Annotated in this window: 14 protein-coding genes; 2 read left to right on the top strand and 12 right to left on the bottom strand. The window is 58.0% G+C overall.

Annotated features, from left to right (window positions below):
- Positions 1 to 187 precede the first annotated feature (187 nt).
- The gene (locus tag AR456_RS05315; RefSeq protein ID WP_335337929.1) at positions 188 to 1,171 is read left to right on the top strand and encodes an AEC family transporter; all 984 of its coding nucleotides are present in this window, start codon (positions 188 to 190) and stop codon (positions 1,169 to 1,171) included.
- A gap of 175 nt (positions 1,172 to 1,346) precedes the next feature.
- Here AR456_RS05315 and AR456_RS05310 read toward each other — a convergent pair whose 3' ends face one another.
- From AR456_RS05310 to kdgD, 9 genes are all read right to left on the bottom strand, one after another.
- Positions 1,347 to 2,402, bottom strand: coding sequence for an alpha/beta fold hydrolase (locus tag AR456_RS05310; protein WP_021820324.1), 1,056 nt, complete (start codon positions 2,400 to 2,402; stop codon positions 1,347 to 1,349).
- A 144-nt stretch (positions 2,403 to 2,546) separates the two neighbouring features.
- Positions 2,547 to 3,575 carry an SMP-30/gluconolactonase/LRE family protein gene (locus AR456_RS05305; protein ID WP_021820323.1) on the bottom strand — a complete coding sequence of 343 codons (1,029 nt, stop codon included), beginning with the start codon at positions 3,573 to 3,575 and terminating at the stop codon, positions 2,547 to 2,549.
- A gap of 123 nt (positions 3,576 to 3,698) precedes the next feature.
- The gene (locus AR456_RS05300) at positions 3,699 to 5,276 is read right to left on the bottom strand and encodes an aldehyde dehydrogenase (NADP(+)) (protein ID WP_056933023.1); all 1,578 of its coding nucleotides are present in this window, start codon (positions 5,274 to 5,276) and stop codon (positions 3,699 to 3,701) included.
- 104 nt (positions 5,277 to 5,380) lie between these two features.
- A complete protein-coding gene (locus AR456_RS05295; RefSeq protein WP_031208551.1) occupies positions 5,381 to 6,706 on the bottom strand; it encodes an enolase C-terminal domain-like protein in 1,326 nt (441 codons plus the stop codon).
- 94 nt (positions 6,707 to 6,800) lie between these two features.
- Positions 6,801 to 8,369, bottom strand: coding sequence for a galactarate dehydratase (gene garD / locus AR456_RS05290; RefSeq protein WP_021820320.1), 1,569 nt, complete (start codon positions 8,367 to 8,369; stop codon positions 6,801 to 6,803).
- 41 nt (positions 8,370 to 8,410) lie between these two features.
- Positions 8,411 to 9,925: a tripartite tricarboxylate transporter permease gene (locus AR456_RS05285; RefSeq protein ID WP_021820319.1), complete on the bottom strand. Its 1,515-nt coding sequence runs from the start codon at positions 9,923 to 9,925 to the stop codon at positions 8,411 to 8,413.
- Between the two features lie 13 nt (positions 9,926 to 9,938).
- Positions 9,939 to 10,382, bottom strand: a complete 444-nt coding sequence (locus AR456_RS05280; RefSeq protein ID WP_021820318.1) for a tripartite tricarboxylate transporter TctB family protein — start codon at positions 10,380 to 10,382, stop codon at positions 9,939 to 9,941.
- A 132-nt stretch (positions 10,383 to 10,514) separates the two neighbouring features.
- Positions 10,515 to 11,567 carry an ABC transporter substrate-binding protein gene (locus AR456_RS05275; RefSeq protein WP_021820317.1) on the bottom strand — a complete coding sequence of 351 codons (1,053 nt, stop codon included), beginning with the start codon at positions 11,565 to 11,567 and terminating at the stop codon, positions 10,515 to 10,517.
- Between the two features lie 130 nt (positions 11,568 to 11,697).
- Positions 11,698 to 12,615 (bottom strand): 5-dehydro-4-deoxyglucarate dehydratase, encoded by a 918-nt coding sequence (gene kdgD, locus AR456_RS05270; RefSeq protein WP_021820316.1) that lies wholly within the window; start codon positions 12,613 to 12,615, stop codon positions 11,698 to 11,700.
- Between the two features lie 234 nt (positions 12,616 to 12,849).
- Here kdgD and AR456_RS05265 point away from each other — a divergent pair, with 234 nt between their 5' ends.
- The gene (locus tag AR456_RS05265; RefSeq protein WP_021820315.1) at positions 12,850 to 13,806 is read left to right on the top strand and encodes an AEC family transporter; all 957 of its coding nucleotides are present in this window, start codon (positions 12,850 to 12,852) and stop codon (positions 13,804 to 13,806) included.
- A 264-nt stretch (positions 13,807 to 14,070) separates the two neighbouring features.
- On the opposite strand, the gene sixA is transcribed toward AR456_RS05265, so the two are convergent.
- The 3 genes from sixA to AR456_RS05250 form a co-directional block, all read right to left on the bottom strand.
- Complete coding sequence (gene sixA / locus AR456_RS05260) at positions 14,071 to 14,559, bottom strand: phosphohistidine phosphatase SixA (RefSeq protein ID WP_021820314.1); 489 nt, start codon at positions 14,557 to 14,559, stop codon at positions 14,071 to 14,073.
- A 34-nt stretch (positions 14,560 to 14,593) separates the two neighbouring features.
- Entirely contained in the window at positions 14,594 to 15,652 is a 1,059-nt protein-coding gene (locus tag AR456_RS05255) for an NAD(P)H-dependent glycerol-3-phosphate dehydrogenase (RefSeq protein ID WP_021820313.1), read from the bottom strand.
- A gap of 137 nt (positions 15,653 to 15,789) precedes the next feature.
- Entirely contained in the window at positions 15,790 to 17,232 is a 1,443-nt protein-coding gene (locus tag AR456_RS05250) for an NAD(P)(+) transhydrogenase (Re/Si-specific) subunit beta (protein ID WP_021820312.1), read from the bottom strand.
- Positions 17,233 to 17,248: the final 16 nt, after the last annotated feature.

Genomic DNA, 17,248 nt, shown 5'->3' with positions numbered 1-17,248 from the left:
CACAAGCCTCGATGCAGGCGTCAGGCTCGGATGTGCACCGCGGTACACCAACATTGCAGTTGCCGCACTGCGCGATTGCGGCCGCCCTTTCGCCAGGCAGTCAGCAGATGTAAATCCTGTGAACCTGTTACGATTTCCGCTATTTCATCATACATAGTATTATTGATAACCCAGCAACACCTCTCTACTGAAACGGCAAGGGGATATCATCATCGATCTCAGCATCCTTTTCGCCAGTCTCGAAGTCAGCCTGCCAGTCTTCGCCATGGTGTTTCTCGGTGCCATTCTTCGGCGCCTCGGCTGGATAGATCAACAGTTCGTCAATACCGCCTCGAGTCTGGTCTTCAAAGCGACCATGCCGACCCTGCTGTTTCTCAGCATTGCCGCGACAGACACCGGCGCATTGCTCAGCCTCGGGCTGACTGCCTGGTATCTGACCATTTCCGCAGCCATCTTCTGTCTGATCTGGCTGTGGGCACTGTGGCGCTGCCCACACGATGAGCGTGGCGTCTTCGTCCAGGGTGCCTTTCGCGGCAACTGCGGGATTGTCGGCCTGGCACTCTCGGCCAGCATGTACGGTGATACGGGGCTGTCGCTGGGCAGTATCATGGCTGGCGGTATCATTATCGTGAACCTGGTACTGTCGGCCATCGTGCTCTCGGTGTATAGCTCGACAGCCAGCTCCCGACCGCGTGATATCGTGCGCGATATCGCTACCAACCCATTGATTATCGGCATTGTCGCGGCCCTGCCTCTGGCATGGCTGGACATCCAGCTTCCGGGCTGGTTATTGACCTCAGGCAACTACTTCGCTTCGCTGTCACTGCCACTGGCCTTGATCTGCATCGGCGGCAGTCTGAGCCTGGCATCTGCTCGGGAGAGCAGCACGCTGGCATTGAGTGCCAGCATCTGGAAGGTAATCATCATGCCGGTTATCGGCGTGGGGGCGGCCATCTGTATGGGGTATCGCGGTGCCGAGCTTGGCATCATGATGCTGTTTTTCGGTAGCCCCACCGCTGCCGTGGCCTATGTCATGGCCAGAGGAGCTGGCGGCAATGAACGACTTGCCGCCAGCATCATCATGCTCAGCACCTTGATGAGCCTGTTTACCATCAGTGCAGGGTTGTTGGTATTGAAGTCAGTGGGACTGATCCAGGGATCCTCTGGATAATTCCATCCGTGGAATTCTTCAGTGACACCAGCCCACAACAAGTGATGGGCTGGTTCACATTTTCAATGGCTTGCAGCCGCCAGAAGGCGGGCAAGCATCGAAAATGCCTGGTGCGTCCCTGCACCAGCGGGATGCTCTGAATGGATCAGATCACTCCTGACTCTGGAGCCAACACTCAGAGCTCCTGCAGGCCCTTCAGCAATGCTTCATGGAACACCTCGGGCTGCTGAATATGCGGGGAATGTCCCAGTTCGGGGAATTCCACCAGGGTCGCATCGGGAATCTGTTCAGCGGCCTGCTCACCCAGAACATCATAGTGCCCGAGCGTTTCCTGAACCTCCGGTGATGCCAGCGACTTGACGATCGCAGTGTTGTCCTGCTCGCCGATCAACAGCAGTGTCGGAACCTGCAGTTCACCGAACTCATGCACCACGGGTTGAGTGAACACCATGTCCGAGGTCAGCGCCTGGTTCCAGGCCACCTGTTTTCCACCCTCTCCAGCGTACATGCCTGCCAGCATATCGACCCAACGGTCGTACTCCGGCTGCCAATCGCCTACGTAATAGGTGGATTGCTGATACTTGCGAATTCCCTCAGCGGTCTTGTGTTGCTCTGCGGCAAACGCCTCGTCAATGGTCTGATAGGGGACGCCTTTCTGCTGCCAGTCTTCGAGACCAATGGGATTGACCAGCACCAGTTGCTCCGTCTGCTGCGGATACATCAGTGCATAGCGACTGGCCAACATCCCACCCATGGAATGCCCCATGATCGTCGCATTGTCGATATCGAGATGCTCCAGCAGCGCATGGGTATTGGTGGCCAATTGCTGGAAGCTGAACTGGTACTGGTGCGGCTTGGAAGACTTGCAGAACCCAATCTGGTCCGGCGCAACAACGCGATATCCTGCATCGGTCAGACGCTCGATGGACTCCTGCCAGGTTGCAGCACAGAAGTTCTTGCCATGCATTAGCACAACGGTGCGTCCATTGGGATCCTCGGCAGCCACGTCCAGATAGGCCATCTGCAACTCCTGCCCCTGCGAGCTCAACGTGAAACGTTGTTCCGGCCAGGGATACTCGAAGCCTTCCAGTTCAGCGCCATAGGTTGGCCCAGGCTCCCCCGATTGTGCCAGAGCATCGACACTCAACAACGAGGCTCCGACACACAGCACTCCGATGAAAGAGCCCTGGGTAAGGCTTCGCCAGGCGTTTCGAGCAACAGACCGCTGCATGAGTAGCTCCTTGTTCAGTTTTCCGAGACATGTATTGACCATGTTCAGCAGACCCATTCAAGGCCAACCAAAATATTAGATACAGCTTATTTAATACTCATATCATTGCAATTCATGTACATGAAAATCCCACTGCCATAAGCATTACGCTGCGCCCCGCGTGTTCACATAAAGCGCATACAGTGAATGGCTGGCGGCCATATACAGTCTATTTCCCTGGGGACCACCAAACGTCAGGTTGGCACAACGCTCGGGCAAACGGATAAAACCGATCGGTGTGCCCTGAGGGTTGAAGACCATCACTCCATCCAGGTCTTCAGGTTTTCCCTTCAAGGTGAAGACTCTACGACCGTCGACCACTTCAGGATCTTCATTGAGTGCACCACTGCTACCGTAGCCACACCATAGATTGCCGTCGATATCGACCTTGAATCCGTCCAGACCACTGAAGTCGGAAGCATCGATCAACTTGACCTTGTTGGAGGGTGTGCCATCAGCAGCAACGTCATAACTCCATATACTACGGTTGGGAGTGCCCTTCCATTCCACGACATAAAGCTTGCTCTCATCGGGTGAGAATGCCAGGCCATTGGGGTTGACCAGATCGGTAATGACCGCATTCAGAGTGCCATCAGCATCAATGCGATACACATTGGTGGTTTCCTGCTCCGGCTCAGCCTGCTCACCTTCATAATTCCCGTTGATACCGAACAGCGGATCCGTGAACCAGACACTGCCATCTGACCTGGTGACCACATCATTAGGCGCATTGAGCTTCTTGCCCTGGTACTGATCCGCCAGGACCGTCTGACTGCCATCCTTCTCGGTACGGACCACACGCCGTGTCACTGAGTGCTCACAAGTGATCAAACGACCTTCACTATCGAAGACATTACCATTGGCGAAGTTGGCAGAGTCACGGAAGACGCTGAACGAATCATCATTCTCGGCATATTTCATGATGCGATTATTGGGAATATCGGAGAGCAACAGCACACCATCCTGTGGAGAATATGCGGGACCTTCTGCCCAACGCATGCCGGTGCCCAACTGCTCAACCGTTGCAGAAAAGATGCGATACCTGGCGAAACTGGGGTCGAGAATCAATACCGCTGGATCTGGATAGCGCTGATTGGGAGAGAAGGGAAATGACTGCGCAAAGGATTTGGACATAGCCGCTGCTGCAATTCCAGCAGCACCATAAGACAGTACAGTTCGGCGTGTTATTTTCATTGTGCCCTCTTATCCAACTGGAAAAAAAAGCCCGGGAGTTTTTCCCGGGCTGAAAGTAATGGATCAAGCTTCGCGTTTGCCATCCACCAGGCGACTGACCCTGGCCGGGTTGCCGTCGCGCAGAGCTTCCGGCAGCAGCGCCTGGGGCAGGCTCTGGTAGCACACCGGACGCAGGAAGCGATGGATCGCGGCGGTGCCGACAGACGTGGTACGGGAATCCGAGGTCGCCGGGTACGGGCCACCATGAACCATGGCATCGCACACCTCGACACCCGTCGGCCAGCCATTGGCCATCACGCGTCCAGCACGGCGCTCGAGGATCGGCAGCAGTTGACGAGCGACATCAACGTCGGCATCGTCCATCTGCAACGTGGCGGTCAGCTGACCTTCGAGATGTTCGGCGACGCGCTTGACCTCGTCGAGGTCGGCGCACTTCACCACCAGCGAGGTGGAACCGAAGATCTCGGCCTGCAGGGCCTCGTCAGCGAGGAAGTCAGCGGCCTGGGCCGTGAACAGGCCTGCCTGGCACTGGTTGGGGCCTTCGCCACGCTGGCCACGGGCCACTTCAGTGGCCTTGTCGCTGGCGCTGAAACCGCTGACGCCGCTTTCATAGGCCTCGAAGATGCCCGGCGTCAGCATGGTCTGCGCCGCCGCGCCCTTGACGGTCTCACCGGCCGCTGCCACGAAGGCATCCAGTTCCGGACCTTCAATGGCGATCACCAGGCCAGGATTGGTGCAGAACTGGCCTGCGCCCATGGTCAGTGAACCGATAAAGGCTTCACCCAACGCCGCGCTACGTGCCTTGAGCGCCTCGGGCAACAGGAACACCGGGTTGATCGAACTCATCTCGGCATAGACCGGGATCGGCTCGGGGCGATTCTGGGCCGTCTTCATCAATGCAGTGCCACCGGCACGCGAGCCGGTGAAGCCCACTGCCTTGATGCGCGGATCAGCGACCAGCGCCTGGCCGACTTCACGGCCGGAACCGAACAGCAGTGAGAACACACCTTCCGGCAGCTCATGCTTGTGCACCGCGCGCTGTACGGCGCGACCGACCAGCTCCGAGGTACCGGGATGAGCGGAATGCGCCTTGATCACCACCGGGCAACCTGCAGCCAGCGCCGAGGCGGTATCACCACCGGCAACCGAGAAGGCCAGCGGGAAGTTGCTGGCACCGAACACGGCGACCGGGCCGAGGCCGATATGACGCTGACGCAGGTCGACACGTGGCATCGGCTGACGCTCCGGCAGTGCCGGATCGATGCGTACGTCGAGCCATTCGCCATCGCGCACTACGCGAGCGAACAGACGCAGCTGGCCACAGGTACGGCCACGCTCGCCTTCGAGACGGGCACGCGGCAGGCCGGATTCGGCCATGGCACGCTCGATCAAATCGTCACCAATGGCCTCGATCTCATCGGCGACGCTTTCGAGGAATACCGCACGCTGTTCGAGGCCAGTTTCGCGGTAGACATCGAAAGCCTGCCACGCCAGCTCACAGGCACGCTCGACCTCGGCGTTGGAACCACCGGGGTACGCCGGCTCCATCTGCTCACCGGTGGCCGGGTTGATGGCATGGATGGGGCGGCCGGTTGCCAGTACGGCGTCGGCGCCAATCAGTTGCTTGCCTTCGAGATTCACAGTCATTCTCCCTTGGTCTCGCAGTTTCGAGAGGTTTCACTCGTTTCGAGATGTCTCGCGATTTAGTGAGGTGTCGCGGTTGGTGACAATCGCGGATGGCATGATCAACGCACCAGTGCCGGGCGCTTGGGATCAAACTCCCAGCCCTTGATCAGGTACTGCATTGCCATGGCGTCATTACGCTGCGTGACATCGAGACCACGATACTTCTGATGTGCTTCCATCAGCTTCTCGTCATCAATCTCGACCCCCAGGCCCGGCGCATTCGGCACCTTGAGTTTGCCGTCGCGAATCTGGAACGGCTCGCGAGTGATTCGCTGGCCATCCTGCCAGATCCAGTGAGTATCGATAGCGGTGATCTCACCGGGGCATGCTGCAGCCACGTGAGTCATCATCGCCAGTGAGATATCGAAATGGTTGTTGCTGTGCGAGCCCCAGGTCATGCCCCACTCATTGCACAGCTCGCCTACGGCGACCGCGCCCTGCATGGTCCAGAAGTGGCAATCTGCCAGCGGGATATCCACGGAATTGAGCTGTACCGCCAACTGCAATTGCTTGTAGTCGGTGGCGATCATGTTGGTGGCGGTGGGCAGCCCGGTACGCTTCTTGAACTCGGCCATGGTCTCGCGTCCCGAGTAGCCGCCTTCCTGGCCACAGGGGTCTTCCGCGTAGCTGAGCAGGTCCTTGATCGGCTCGAGTACCCGTACCGCCTCGTCCAGCTTCCAGGCACCGTTGGGGTCCAGCGTCAGGCGCGCCTCGGGGAAGGCCTCATGCAGCGCGCGGATGCAATCCGCTTCTTCTTCACCCGGCAGCACACCACCCTTGAGCTTGAAGTCCCTGAAGCCGTAACGCTCATAGGCGGCTCTGGCCAGATTGGCAACCGCGTCCGGCGTCATCGCCTTCTGGTAACGTACTTCGTCCCAGGCATCTACGGGGTTGGTCACCTTCGGATACGGCAGGTCGGTCTTGTCCGGGTCACCGAGCAGGAACAGGTAGCCAAGCGCCTCGACCTCATCACGCTGACGACCGTACTGGCCCAGCAGGTCCGCCACCGGCATGCCCAGCGCCTGGCCGAACAGGTCAAACAGCGCCGACTCGATGGCAGTGACGACGTGGACGGCGACACGCAGGTCGAATGTCTGACGACCACGCTCTTCGGGACCGTTGCTGGACAGCACCTGACGTGCCTGACTGAGCACCTTCTTGACCTCGTTGACCCGAGCGCCTTCCACCAGTGAACGGCACTGCTCCAGTCCGTTGATGATGCCTTCGCTGGACGGGATTTCACCAACACCGCGGTTACCGCTTTCATCTTCCAGGATCAGTACACAGCGGATAAACCACGGCGCATGTCCACCACTGAGATTCAGCAGAAAGCCGTCTTCGCCGGCGACCGGAACGATCTTCATGCGAGTAATTCTGGGAAACATACTATTCGCCTCATTAACCAGTAGTTGTATTTGGCGGGGAGCCATGGACCGATCGACAGCTGCCCCGGAAGAGTCACAACAGATGAATGATGTTTCAGGTCACCGGAGCCGGATTGAACAGTACCAGATCGTTGAAGATCCCCAGACGCTCGGCGGCAACCTGCTGACGTCCGCTTGCCACATCCAGAATCAGCTCAAACAGCTCCCAACCAACCTGCTCGATGCTCGCCTCGCCAGTGGCGATACGTCCCGCATCGAGATCGATCAAATCATGCCAGCGCTGCCCCAACGCCGAATTACTCGAGACCTTGATCACCGGCGCCATCGGTAGGTTGTAGGGCGTGCCGCGACCGGTGGTGAAGACCTGCAGATTCATGCCTGCGGCCAACTGCAGGGTGCCGCAGATGAAGTCACTGGCCGGAGTCGCGGCAAAAGTCAGCCCCTTGCGACGCAGACGCTCCCCCGGCCCGATGACATCAGAAATCGGTGAATTCCCTGACTTGATTACCGAGCCCAGTGCCTTCTCGACCACATTGCTCAACCCGCCCTTCTTGTTGCCGGGCGAAGGATTGGCGCTGCGATCCGCCTGCCCCTGAGCGAGATAATCGTCGTACCAGGCCATCTGGTCGAGCAGCGCCTGACCGACTTCGGGCGTCACGGCACGTGGCGTCAGCAGATGGATGGCATCACGCACTTCGGTCACTTCGGAGAACATCACGCTGCCACCGGCACGTACAATCAAGTCGGTGGCAAAACCCACTGCTGGATTGGCGGTCACGCCTGAGAAGGCATCGCTGCCACCGCACTGCATGCCCACTGTCAGATCCGATACCGGACAGGTCTGACGCTGGCGGCGGTTCAAGCGCTCCAGATGGCGCTCAGCCATGGCCATGATTCCATCGATCATGTCGCCGAAGCCGGTGAAGGATTCATCCTGCAGACTCAGGACGTTGGCTTCCGGGTCAGCATCTTCGCTGTTGGCGTAGATCTTCACCGGGCGATCCTCGACCAGCGTCGACGGCTGCAGCTTCTCGCAGCCCAGGCCGATGACCATCACCTCGCCGCCGAAGTTGGGGTTGAGGGCAATGTTGCGCAGAGTGCGAATCGGCACTATCGCCGCCGGTGCACCAATCGCCACACCACAGCCATAGGAGTGGTTGAGTCCGACCACGTCATCAACATTGGCGAAGCGCGGCAACAGTTCGCGCTTGATGCGCTGAACCACGTAATCCACGGTACCGGCCACGCACTGCACACTGGTGGTGATGCCCAGCACGTTCTTGGTGCCGACACTACCATCGGGGTTACGGAAGCCCTCGAAGGTGTAACCCTCCAACGGCTGCATATCCGGCGCGGGTCGCGTCGCCAGCGGCAGTTCGGACAGTGCCGGGGGCGTTGGCAACTGAACGTTGTTCTCGTTGACATGCCCACCACGAGGGATGGTCGTCGTTGCGGTACCGATCACCTCCCCGTAGCGAATGATCCGCTCACCTTCCGCCAGATCCTCCAACGCTACCTTGTGACCCTGGGGAACCCGGTTCACCAGTTGCACATCGCCCTCGATCTGCGTTCCGACCTCCAGGCCACCCTGCTGCACGACAATGGCTACATTGTCGCTTGGGTGAACCCGGATGGTCCTTGCCAGATTGCTGCTCACGGTCATGATATTGTCCTGGTCCTCGAAAGCCTGTTCTGAAAAGCGGTTCAGGCGTTGCTGGTTGTTTCCTGCTGACGCTTGCGTGACTTCAGTCCCATGACGATCGAGAAGGTCACCGACGCGGCAATCAACACCCACAGCACCACCGCAATCGGGCTCTTGGTGAAGAAGATCGACAGGCTGCCGAAGGACTCGATGCTCTTGACGAAATAGACCTCCGCCGAGCTACCGAGAATAAAGCCAATGATCAAGGGCGCCACTTCCAGCCCGATCTTCTGGATCAGGTAGCCAAATACGCCGAAGATCAACAGGGTCCAGACATCGAACATGATCCCGTAGTTGATGGCATAGGCACCGACCACACACATCATTACGATCAGCGGATACAGCAAGTACTTCGGTACCAGCACCACACGGGCGATGTACTTGATGGCATAGAACATCAGCGCGAACATCACGAAGTTGGCCACCACCAGCGCGATCATCATGATGTACCAGGTATCGGAGTTTTCCGGAATGAACAGCGGCCCGACCTGAATGCCCTGCAGAGTAAAGGCACCAATCAATACCGCCGTGGTGGAATCACCGGGAATCCCCAACGACAGCAGCGGAATCAATGCACCACCGGTCAAGGCATTGTTGGCCGACTCCGAGGCAATCAACCCTTGAGGCGCCCCCTTGCCCATTTCACTGGAATCGCGTGACAGGTTCTTTTCCTGGGTATAGGCCAGCACCGAAGCCGCACTGCCGCCCACGCCTGGCAACATGCCAACAAAGGTACCGATGAATGAGGAACGAATCAGATTGGTCAGGCGTCCCTTGAAGATCGACAACCGGAAGCCACCTTCCTTGCCGATCTTGATCTTCTGTCCCGCCAGGTTGCTCGTCACCCCCTGTTCGGCTTCGAGCAGGATGGTCGAGATACCGAAGATACCGATCAACACCGGCAGCAGCGAGAAGCCCTCGAACAGATAGGGCTCCATGAAATCAAACATCAGACGAGTATTGCCGTTACCGCCATCGGAGAGGCTATAGGTCCCGATCAGGCTCAACCAGACACCAATCACACCGCTGAAGATGCCCACCAGCATGTTATTCGACATCGAGGCGATAACCGTCAGTGCCAGCAGAATGATCAGGAACTTCTCGATATAGGAGAACTTGATCGAGAACTCCGCCAACAACGGTGCAAACAGGAACAACACCGCAGCACTGATCAATCCGCCGACCAGTGAGGCCACGACACAGACTCTCAGCGCCCGTTCACCCTCGCCCTTCTGGGCCATTGGGTAGCCATCGAAGGTGGTGGTGATCGATGAAGGTGTACCGGGAATATTGAGTAGTACGGCCGGCACCATACCGCCGGAGATGCCGCCGACATACAGGCCCAGCAATAACGCCAGTCCATGTTCAAGACCCAGTGCATAGGTCAGGGGCAAGCACACAGCAACGGCCATGGTCGCGGTCATACCCGGGATAGCACCAAAAATGATGCCCACCAGGGTGCCTATCGAAGCCAGCAGGAAGAAGGAGAAATCCAACTGCGACAGAATATCCATCATGAGAATGCCTCCTTCAAGGCAAGGTGATATAGAAGACTTTGGCGAAGATCACCCACGCCAACGTCGGTGCAACTACGGCATTGATTGCTGCCGTTATCACCTTGCGCCGCGTTCTGGTGTGCATGTACATCAGTGACATCAGGAACAGGAAAGCCACTGAGGTAATCAGAAACCCGTAACCGGTATAGGGAAAGAGATTCCCAACCACTGACATCAGATAGAAATAGGCAACAATCAGTACCAGAGTGCCGAAAAGCCGAAAATTGTCGCGGGATTCGCCGAGGATCGGCAGAGCTTTCTCCCCTCTTTTTACTGCGGCAAGAAAAGGCAGCACACGAAACACGAGGACCAGGACGAAAAGGACCGCCAGCACCCAGTGAATGATATGGGGGAAAAACAGGTGCGATGTTTCGAAGTCGATCGAAACATCAAGCAGGGAATTGGATGGAGCTTCCATAGTGCCTCCGGCGAAGGCTCTTTCTCGGATGAGTAATATCGGTATCGTTATGGCCGGACCACTGTCCGCCGAGGTGATGAATCAGCGGCAAGACACCGGCGAACAGGGGCGCCGGTGTCTGATGCCAAACACCTACTCTTGAAGGCTCTGAATGATGCCTTCATAACGTTCCGCCTTGTTGCTCAGATATTCCTGAGCTTCGCTGGACGGCATGAAGTCCGGAATGAAGAACGAACGCTTCTGGGTTTCCTGAATCTCACCGTCGGCGTAGATCTCCTCCAGCGTGGCATCGATCTGCTCGACGATAGCCGGGTCCATGTCCTTGTTGTAGAGGAAGAAGAACTCCTTATCGAAAGCGAAGCTCTGCCCCTCACCCATGGTCACCTCGACATTGGGCTCGGCATACTGCAGCAGAGCCTCACGATCCGTCTGGCCAAGGCCTTCTTCATGCGCCTGGGTCAAAGTGTCGTGGCGCGCGGTCAGCCATACAAAGCGCATTGCCTTCTGATCATCTTCCGGCAGGCGGGTGTACTGCTCATTGGCCTGTACTGAACCGTTGATCAGATCGGCCTGGTCATCAAACAGCAGCTGGTTCTTGTCCGACTGGGAGCCGGTATTGACCGCCACGAGGTTTTCTTCCATGCCCGGATGAAGAATACGAATCGCATTCTTCAGTGCGGTATAGCCGATCTCGGAAACACCGCCGGGCTGGATGGCCACACGCACTGTCTCACCCTCGCCAACGGCGGCAATGATGTCATCCAGAGTCTGGTAGGGAGAATCCTTGGGCACCAGATAGGCATTACCGGGGTTGATGGCGATGGTCGGCCCGATGATGTAGTTCTCGAACGGATCTTCATAGCCCTGAACACCATACAGATGGCCAAGATAGGACTGATCGTGGAAGATCATCAGCGTGTTGCCGCGCGGGTCACGCTTCAGAGCGTTGTAGGCCGCGCTGACCCCGACCGCATCGACCTTCATGTTGAGATCGAGCTTCTCGGCCAGCTCATCGACGACGATGCTGGCATTCTGATAGGTATCCCCGCCGGTGGAGGAGGAACCAATCACGACACGGACGTTGCCGCGCAGCGGGCCATCGGCCGCCATGACGGCCGGGGCTAGTGCCATACCGGTCATCAGTGCCGCAGCACCAATGCCAAGTGTCAGTCTGGACATGCTCATGAAGTCACCTCATTGGTTTCGTTGTAGTGAAGCCGGTGGCGTGCAACGTTGTTCCAGAGCGGCTTCCGGGTGGCTTTACCGTTTCCCTGCAATACTCCTGCCTCGGCAGACGCAGCAGGAACCGGGTACATCAGAACGTCTTGGCGCGCTCTACAAGTTGCTTGAGTTGCTCGACTTCAGCATCGCTCGGCATTTCCAGCGGTGCGCGAACGCCTCCGGAAGGACGGCCGACCAAAGCGGTACCCGCCTTGATCAGGCTGACTGCATAGCCTGACTTGTTGTCACGCAGATCGACAAAAGGCAGGAAAAACTCGCGAGAGATGCGACGCACGGTATCGCTATCACCACTACGCAGCGCCTTGTAGAAAGTCACTGCCATGTCAGGAACAAAGTTGAATACCGCAGAGGAGTAGGTGTTCACTCCCATCGCCAGGTAGGCCTCGGCCATGATTTCAGCGGTCGGCACACCACCAACATAGGTCAGGCGGTTACCGACAGTGCGAATGATGCGGTTGAGCGCCTGGAGGTCACCCTTGCCGTCCTTGAGGCCGATCAGGTTCGGACAGGCATCGGCCAGCTTCTGCACGGTCTCGGGCTTCATGATGCCGTTGCCGCGGTTGTAATAGATGACGCTGATCGAAGTGGAATCGCAGATCTGGCGAGCGTACTCGAACAATCCATGCTGCGGGCACTCGGTCAGGTACGGCGGCATCAACAGGATACCGTCGGCGCCCTCTTCCTCGGCAATCTTCGCAAAGGCCGAACCAGAGGCCACACTCAGGCCAGCGCTGGCGATCACCGGCAGCTTGCCATCGACGGTCTTCACCGCCAGACGCACGACTTCACGGAACTCATCCATCGAGAGGTTGAAGAACTCTCCGGTGCCGCCGGCCACGAAGACTGCAGAAATCTCATGGCTGATGAACCACTTCAACCGCTCACGGTAGCTATCGGCATCAAAGCGGCCTTCAGCGTCAAAGTCGGTAACCGGAAACGACAGCAGTCCATCACCAACAGCTTTTTTAACATCGTCGCGTGTGAAGCTCACCTGATTGTCCTCTTGTCTCTTTGGGAGCGACATGAGGCATTCAAACAGCCTTCATGTCATACATCATACAAATGACAAACTAGACACCTCACCGCTGACTGACAAGAGCGACCATGGTATAGTTAGACTAAAGTTCTACACCATCGATTCTGCGATCCAATGCCGGTTACACTGCTGGCATCACCTCGGCGAGATTCACTCCCACTGCAATCTGCGGGGCATTCAAGCATAGGCATGTCACTACTCGACATTTTTCTCGGCACCCTCGACGTCAGCCTGCCGGTGTTTGCCATGGTCTTTATTGGCATTGGCCTCAAACGCCTGGGCTGGATCGATCAGACCTTCGTCAACACCGCCTCTCGATTGGTATTCCGCGGCACCCTGCCGACGATGATCTTTCTGAGCCTGCTCAACGCAGACCTCGCCAACACCTTCAACCCGCTGCTATTGGGATTCTTCACGCTGGCAACACTGATCAGTTTCGCTGCCAGTTGGGGCTGGGCCATCCTGCGCGTCAAACGGCCGCTGCGTGGCGTCTATATTCAGGGGGCCTTTCGCGGTAACTGCGGTATCGTAGGTCTCGCTCTGGCAGCCGGCATGTATGGTGACGCAGGCATCTCGACCGGCAGCTTATTGCTGGGAGTGGTGATTCTTTCCTACAACGTGTTGTCGGTCATAGCTCTCGCCGCCTACCAACCTCGTGGAGAAGGCAGTACCGTCGACTGGCGCAGCATCATTCGCCACATCCTGCATAATCCACTGATCATCTCGGTGGTCGCCGCCACTCCATTGGCAATGCTGGGTGTTCAACTCCCTGACTGGGCCAACACCACCGGTGACTATTTCGCCTCGCTGACTCTACCGCTGGCGCTGATCTGTATTGGTGCCACGCTGTCCACTCGCGCCTTACGCAAGGGATACCGCACCGCGATCAGCGCCAGCCTGGCCAAGATGGTAGTGATCCCACTGGGCACCACGGCACTGGCCTGGTGGGCAGGCTTCGAAGGCCGCGAGTTGGGAGTGCTGTTTCTGTTCTTCGCCAGTCCGACTGCCGCCGCTGCCTTCGTGATGGCCAAGGCCATGGGCAGCGACGAAACGCTGACCGCCAATATCATCGCCATGACAACCTTGATAGCCAGCATTACCGTGACGGTGGGAGTGTTTATCCTGCGTGTTTCGGGGGTGATATAGGCGGCGAAGAAGGAAGAAGGAAGAAGGAAGAAGGAAGAAGGAAGAAGGAAGAAGGAAGAAGGAAGAAGGAAGAAGGAAGAAGGAAGAAGGAAGAAGGAAGAAGGAAGAAGGAAGAAGGAAGAAGGAAGAAGGAAGAAGGAAGAAGGAAGAAGGAAGAAGGAAGAAGGAAGAAGGAAGAAGGAAGATAGTGTGCCCGCGAAAGGAATGGTGGCAAGTGCTCATCGCTCATTTCTCTTCACTCTTTTCTCTTCGTCCTTCCCTCTTCTATTCCTTTGCTTGCGCCGGTGTGGTCAGGCTGCGCAGACTCAGACAGCCACTGGCCCAGACATCTCCCGTCAATTCAGCAACCGCTGCGGTGGCGAACCCCACGCCGGTGTCGCTGCGTCCTTCCACCAGCAGGCCGGTCAGTACCGCGACCAGTGGCATGTGGCTGACCAGCAATATCGGGGTGTCATCCGCCTGAGTCAATAACCACTCGACCACGGCTTCGGGGTCGTCGTCCGGGGTGATGATCTCCAGGGTGTCGATATCCGGCGTGGTGGCAAATTGTTCAGCGACCAGTGCGGCGGTCTGCTGCGCTCGAGTATAGGGGCTGGCGATTACCCGCAGCTTGACGCTATCTGGCCTCTCAGCCAGCCATCTGCCCATGGCAGTGGCTTCCTCACGTCCTCGTTCACTCAGTACGCGCTGTTCATCGGGAAATCCCGACAACGCCTCGCCGTGACGCATGATCAGCAAGGGTGCGGCCATCATCTGTTCCTCTCCATGATTGGGGACAGGGTCGCGGTCAGGAGTCCTGCTGACGCTGATCCTGTTGTACGTCCTCACGTGACAGCACGAACTCCACGTCACTGCTCTGCTCGCTCTGCATCAGCAGTTTCGCCATATCGCGTGCGGGCACACCACGGAACAGCACCTGGAACAGGCCTTCGGCCAGCGGCATGTAGACCCCTTCCTCGTGAGCTTTCTCACGCACCAGGCGCACGGTGTTGACGCCTTCGGCCACCTGGCCAAGAGCGTCTACCGCTTCATCCAGGCTCTGACCCTTGCCCAGGGCATAACCGACGCGGTAGTTGCGCGACAACTGCGAGGAACAGGTCACGATCAGATCGCCGACCCCGGCAAGGCCAAGGAAGGTCATCGGATTGGCGCCCTGAGCCACGGCAAAGCGACTCATCTCGGCCAGAGCACGTGTCATCAACATGCTGCGGGTGTTCTCACCCATTCCCAGCGATGCCGCCATGCCGGCAGCAATCGCGTAGATATTCTTGAGAGCACCGCCCAGTTCGACACCGTAGCGATCGTTGCTGGCATAGACGCGAAAGTAATCGCAGCCGAGAGCGGCCTGAACTCGGGAGCGGGTCACCGCATCGTGGCTGGCAATCACCGTGGCAGTCAGCTGTTTCTGCGCCACCTCCGAGGCAAGGTTGGGTCCGGACAACACCCCGACATGGCTGATCCCTGTCTCTTCCTCGAGAATCTGGCTCATCAGCTTGAAGCCTTCCTGCTGGATGCCCTTGGTGGTGCTGACCAGGATCTGCTCCGGCTTGAGCCAGGGGCGCGCCTGACGCACAACTTCAGCAAAGGCCTTCGAGGGAATTGCAACCAACACCAGACCGGCACTCTCCAACACCCATTCCAGATCCGTGGAGGCGACCACCGAGGTATTGATATCGTAATCAGGCAGGTAACGGGGGTTACGGTGATCCACATTGATGCTTTTCACCAATGTGGCATCACGCAGCCACTGACGCACCTCATAGCCATTGTCAGCCGCAATGCTGGCCAGTGCCGTGCCGAAGCTGCCCCCGCCCAATACCGCTACTGTCATGCGCTCGTCGATCATGGTTGCCCCATCAAGACCCAGAAGAATGAAGCGATTGTAACGAAAAACGCCCCTCGAAAGGGGCGTTTCCGCAATGCCGTTTCTACAATGCTGTTTCTACAATAGCAATAGCGTGACGTTACGCTACTGGTACTGTATCAGTCCAACTGCGGCAACAGCGAATCGATACTCTGGCGGGCATCACCGTAGAACATCCGAGTGTTGTCCTTGAAGAACAACGGGTTCTCGATACCGGAGTAGCCCGTTCCCTGGCCGCGCTTGCAGACAAACACCTGCTTGGCCTCCCAGACCCGCAGTACCGGCATACCGGCGATCGGGCTGTTGGGATCTTCCTGGGCCGCCGGATTGACGATGTCATTGGAGCCGATCACGATCACCACGTCGGTGGAAGCGAAGTCATCATTGATCTCGTCCATCTCCAGCACGATGTCGTAAGGCACCTTGGCTTCGGCCAACAGCACGTTCATATGGCCAGGCAGGCGACCCGCTACCGGGTGGATGCCGAAACGCACTTCCTTGCCCGCCCCACGCAGCTTACGCACCAGCTCACTGACCGCATTCTGCGCCTGGGCAACGGCCATGCCATAGCCGGGCACGATGATCACGCTATCGGCGTCGTTCAGCGCGCTCGACACGCCTCCCGCATCGATCGACACCTGCTCACCTTCGATCTCCGCCGCCGGACCACTGGTGCCACCAAAACCACCGAGGATGACATTGACGAATTTGCGGTTCATCGCCTTGCACATGATGTACGAGAGAATGGCACCCGAGGAGCCGACCAGCGCACCGGTCACGATCAACAGATCATTGGACAGCGTGAAGCCGATGGCTGCCGCGGCCCAACCCGAGTAGCTGTTGAGCATCGACACCACCACCGGCATATCGGCGCCGCCGATACCCATGATCAGGTGCCAACCGATGAAGAACGCGAGGATGGCGATCAGCAGCAGTGTCCAGAAACCTGCGCCATTGAGATAGGCAATGGCCAGCACCAGCGACAGTGCTGCGGCACCGGCGTTGAGCAGATGGCCACCGGGGAACTGCTTCGGCTTGCCGTCCATCTTGCCGGCCAGCTTACCGAAGGCAATCACCGAGCCGGTAAAGGTTACTGCACCGATGAACACACCCAGCACCACCTCGACCTGCAGGAAGGTCAGCTCGGCCGGCGTCTTGTGCGACAAAGTCGCGGCAAAGGCCGACAGGCTATCCATGGACTCGCCAGCCGCACGCATGGCCACTACCCGTGCGCGCTCCATTTCGGCATTCCAGCCTACGAACACGGCCGCCAGACCGACAAAGGAGTGCAGTGCCGCCACCAACTGCGGCATTTCGGTCATTTCGACCTTTTTCGCCACCACGGCGCCGATGGCGGCACCGATCAGCATCAGCGGCACCATCAGCCAGTAGCCGCCGATACCCGGGCCGAGCATGGTGAAGAACACCGCCAGCCCCATCCCGGCGATGCCATACCATACAGCCCGCTTGGCCTTCTCTTGATTACTCAATCCCCCCAACGAGAGGATAAACAGCACACTCGCCGCGATCGCCGCGGCGGTTACGAATTGATGACCCAACATATCGTATCTCCGCGGT

This window comes from Halomonas huangheensis, assembly GCF_001431725.1.
Taxonomy (GTDB): Bacteria; Pseudomonadota; Gammaproteobacteria; order Pseudomonadales; family Halomonadaceae; genus Halomonas; species Halomonas huangheensis.
This window is presented reverse-complemented; position numbering and strand designations above follow the sequence as displayed.

Bases quoted from the DNA above. Each gene is read 5' to 3' on its own strand.
- sixA (WP_021820314.1), bottom strand. From the start codon at position 14,559: ATGATGGCCGCACCCTTGCTGATCATGCGTCACGGCGAGGCGTTGTCG.
- AR456_RS05310 (WP_021820324.1), bottom strand. From the start codon at position 2,402: ATGCAGCGGTCTGTTGCTCGAAACGCCTGGCGAAGCCTTACCCAGGGC.
- garD (WP_021820320.1), bottom strand. From the start codon at position 8,369: ATGACCGTGAGCAGCAATCTGGCAAGGACCATCCGGGTTCACCCAAGC.
- AR456_RS05255 (WP_021820313.1), bottom strand. From the start codon at position 15,652: ATGATCGACGAGCGCATGACAGTAGCGGTATTGGGCGGGGGCAGCTTC.
- AR456_RS05305 (WP_021820323.1), bottom strand. From the start codon at position 3,575: ATGTCCAAATCCTTTGCGCAGTCATTTCCCTTCTCTCCCAATCAGCGC.
- AR456_RS05285 (WP_021820319.1), bottom strand. From the start codon at position 9,925: ATGATGGATATTCTGTCGCAGTTGGATTTCTCCTTCTTCCTGCTGGCT.
- AR456_RS05280 (WP_021820318.1), bottom strand. From the start codon at position 10,382: ATGGAAGCTCCATCCAATTCCCTGCTTGATGTTTCGATCGACTTCGAA.
- AR456_RS05250 (WP_021820312.1), bottom strand. From the start codon at position 17,232: ATGTTGGGTCATCAATTCGTAACCGCCGCGGCGATCGCGGCGAGTGTG.
- AR456_RS05295 (WP_031208551.1), bottom strand. From the start codon at position 6,706: ATGTTTCCCAGAATTACTCGCATGAAGATCGTTCCGGTCGCCGGCGAA.
- AR456_RS05265 (WP_021820315.1), top strand. From the start codon at position 12,850: ATGTCACTACTCGACATTTTTCTCGGCACCCTCGACGTCAGCCTGCCG.
- AR456_RS05275 (WP_021820317.1), bottom strand. From the start codon at position 11,567: ATGAGCATGTCCAGACTGACACTTGGCATTGGTGCTGCGGCACTGATG.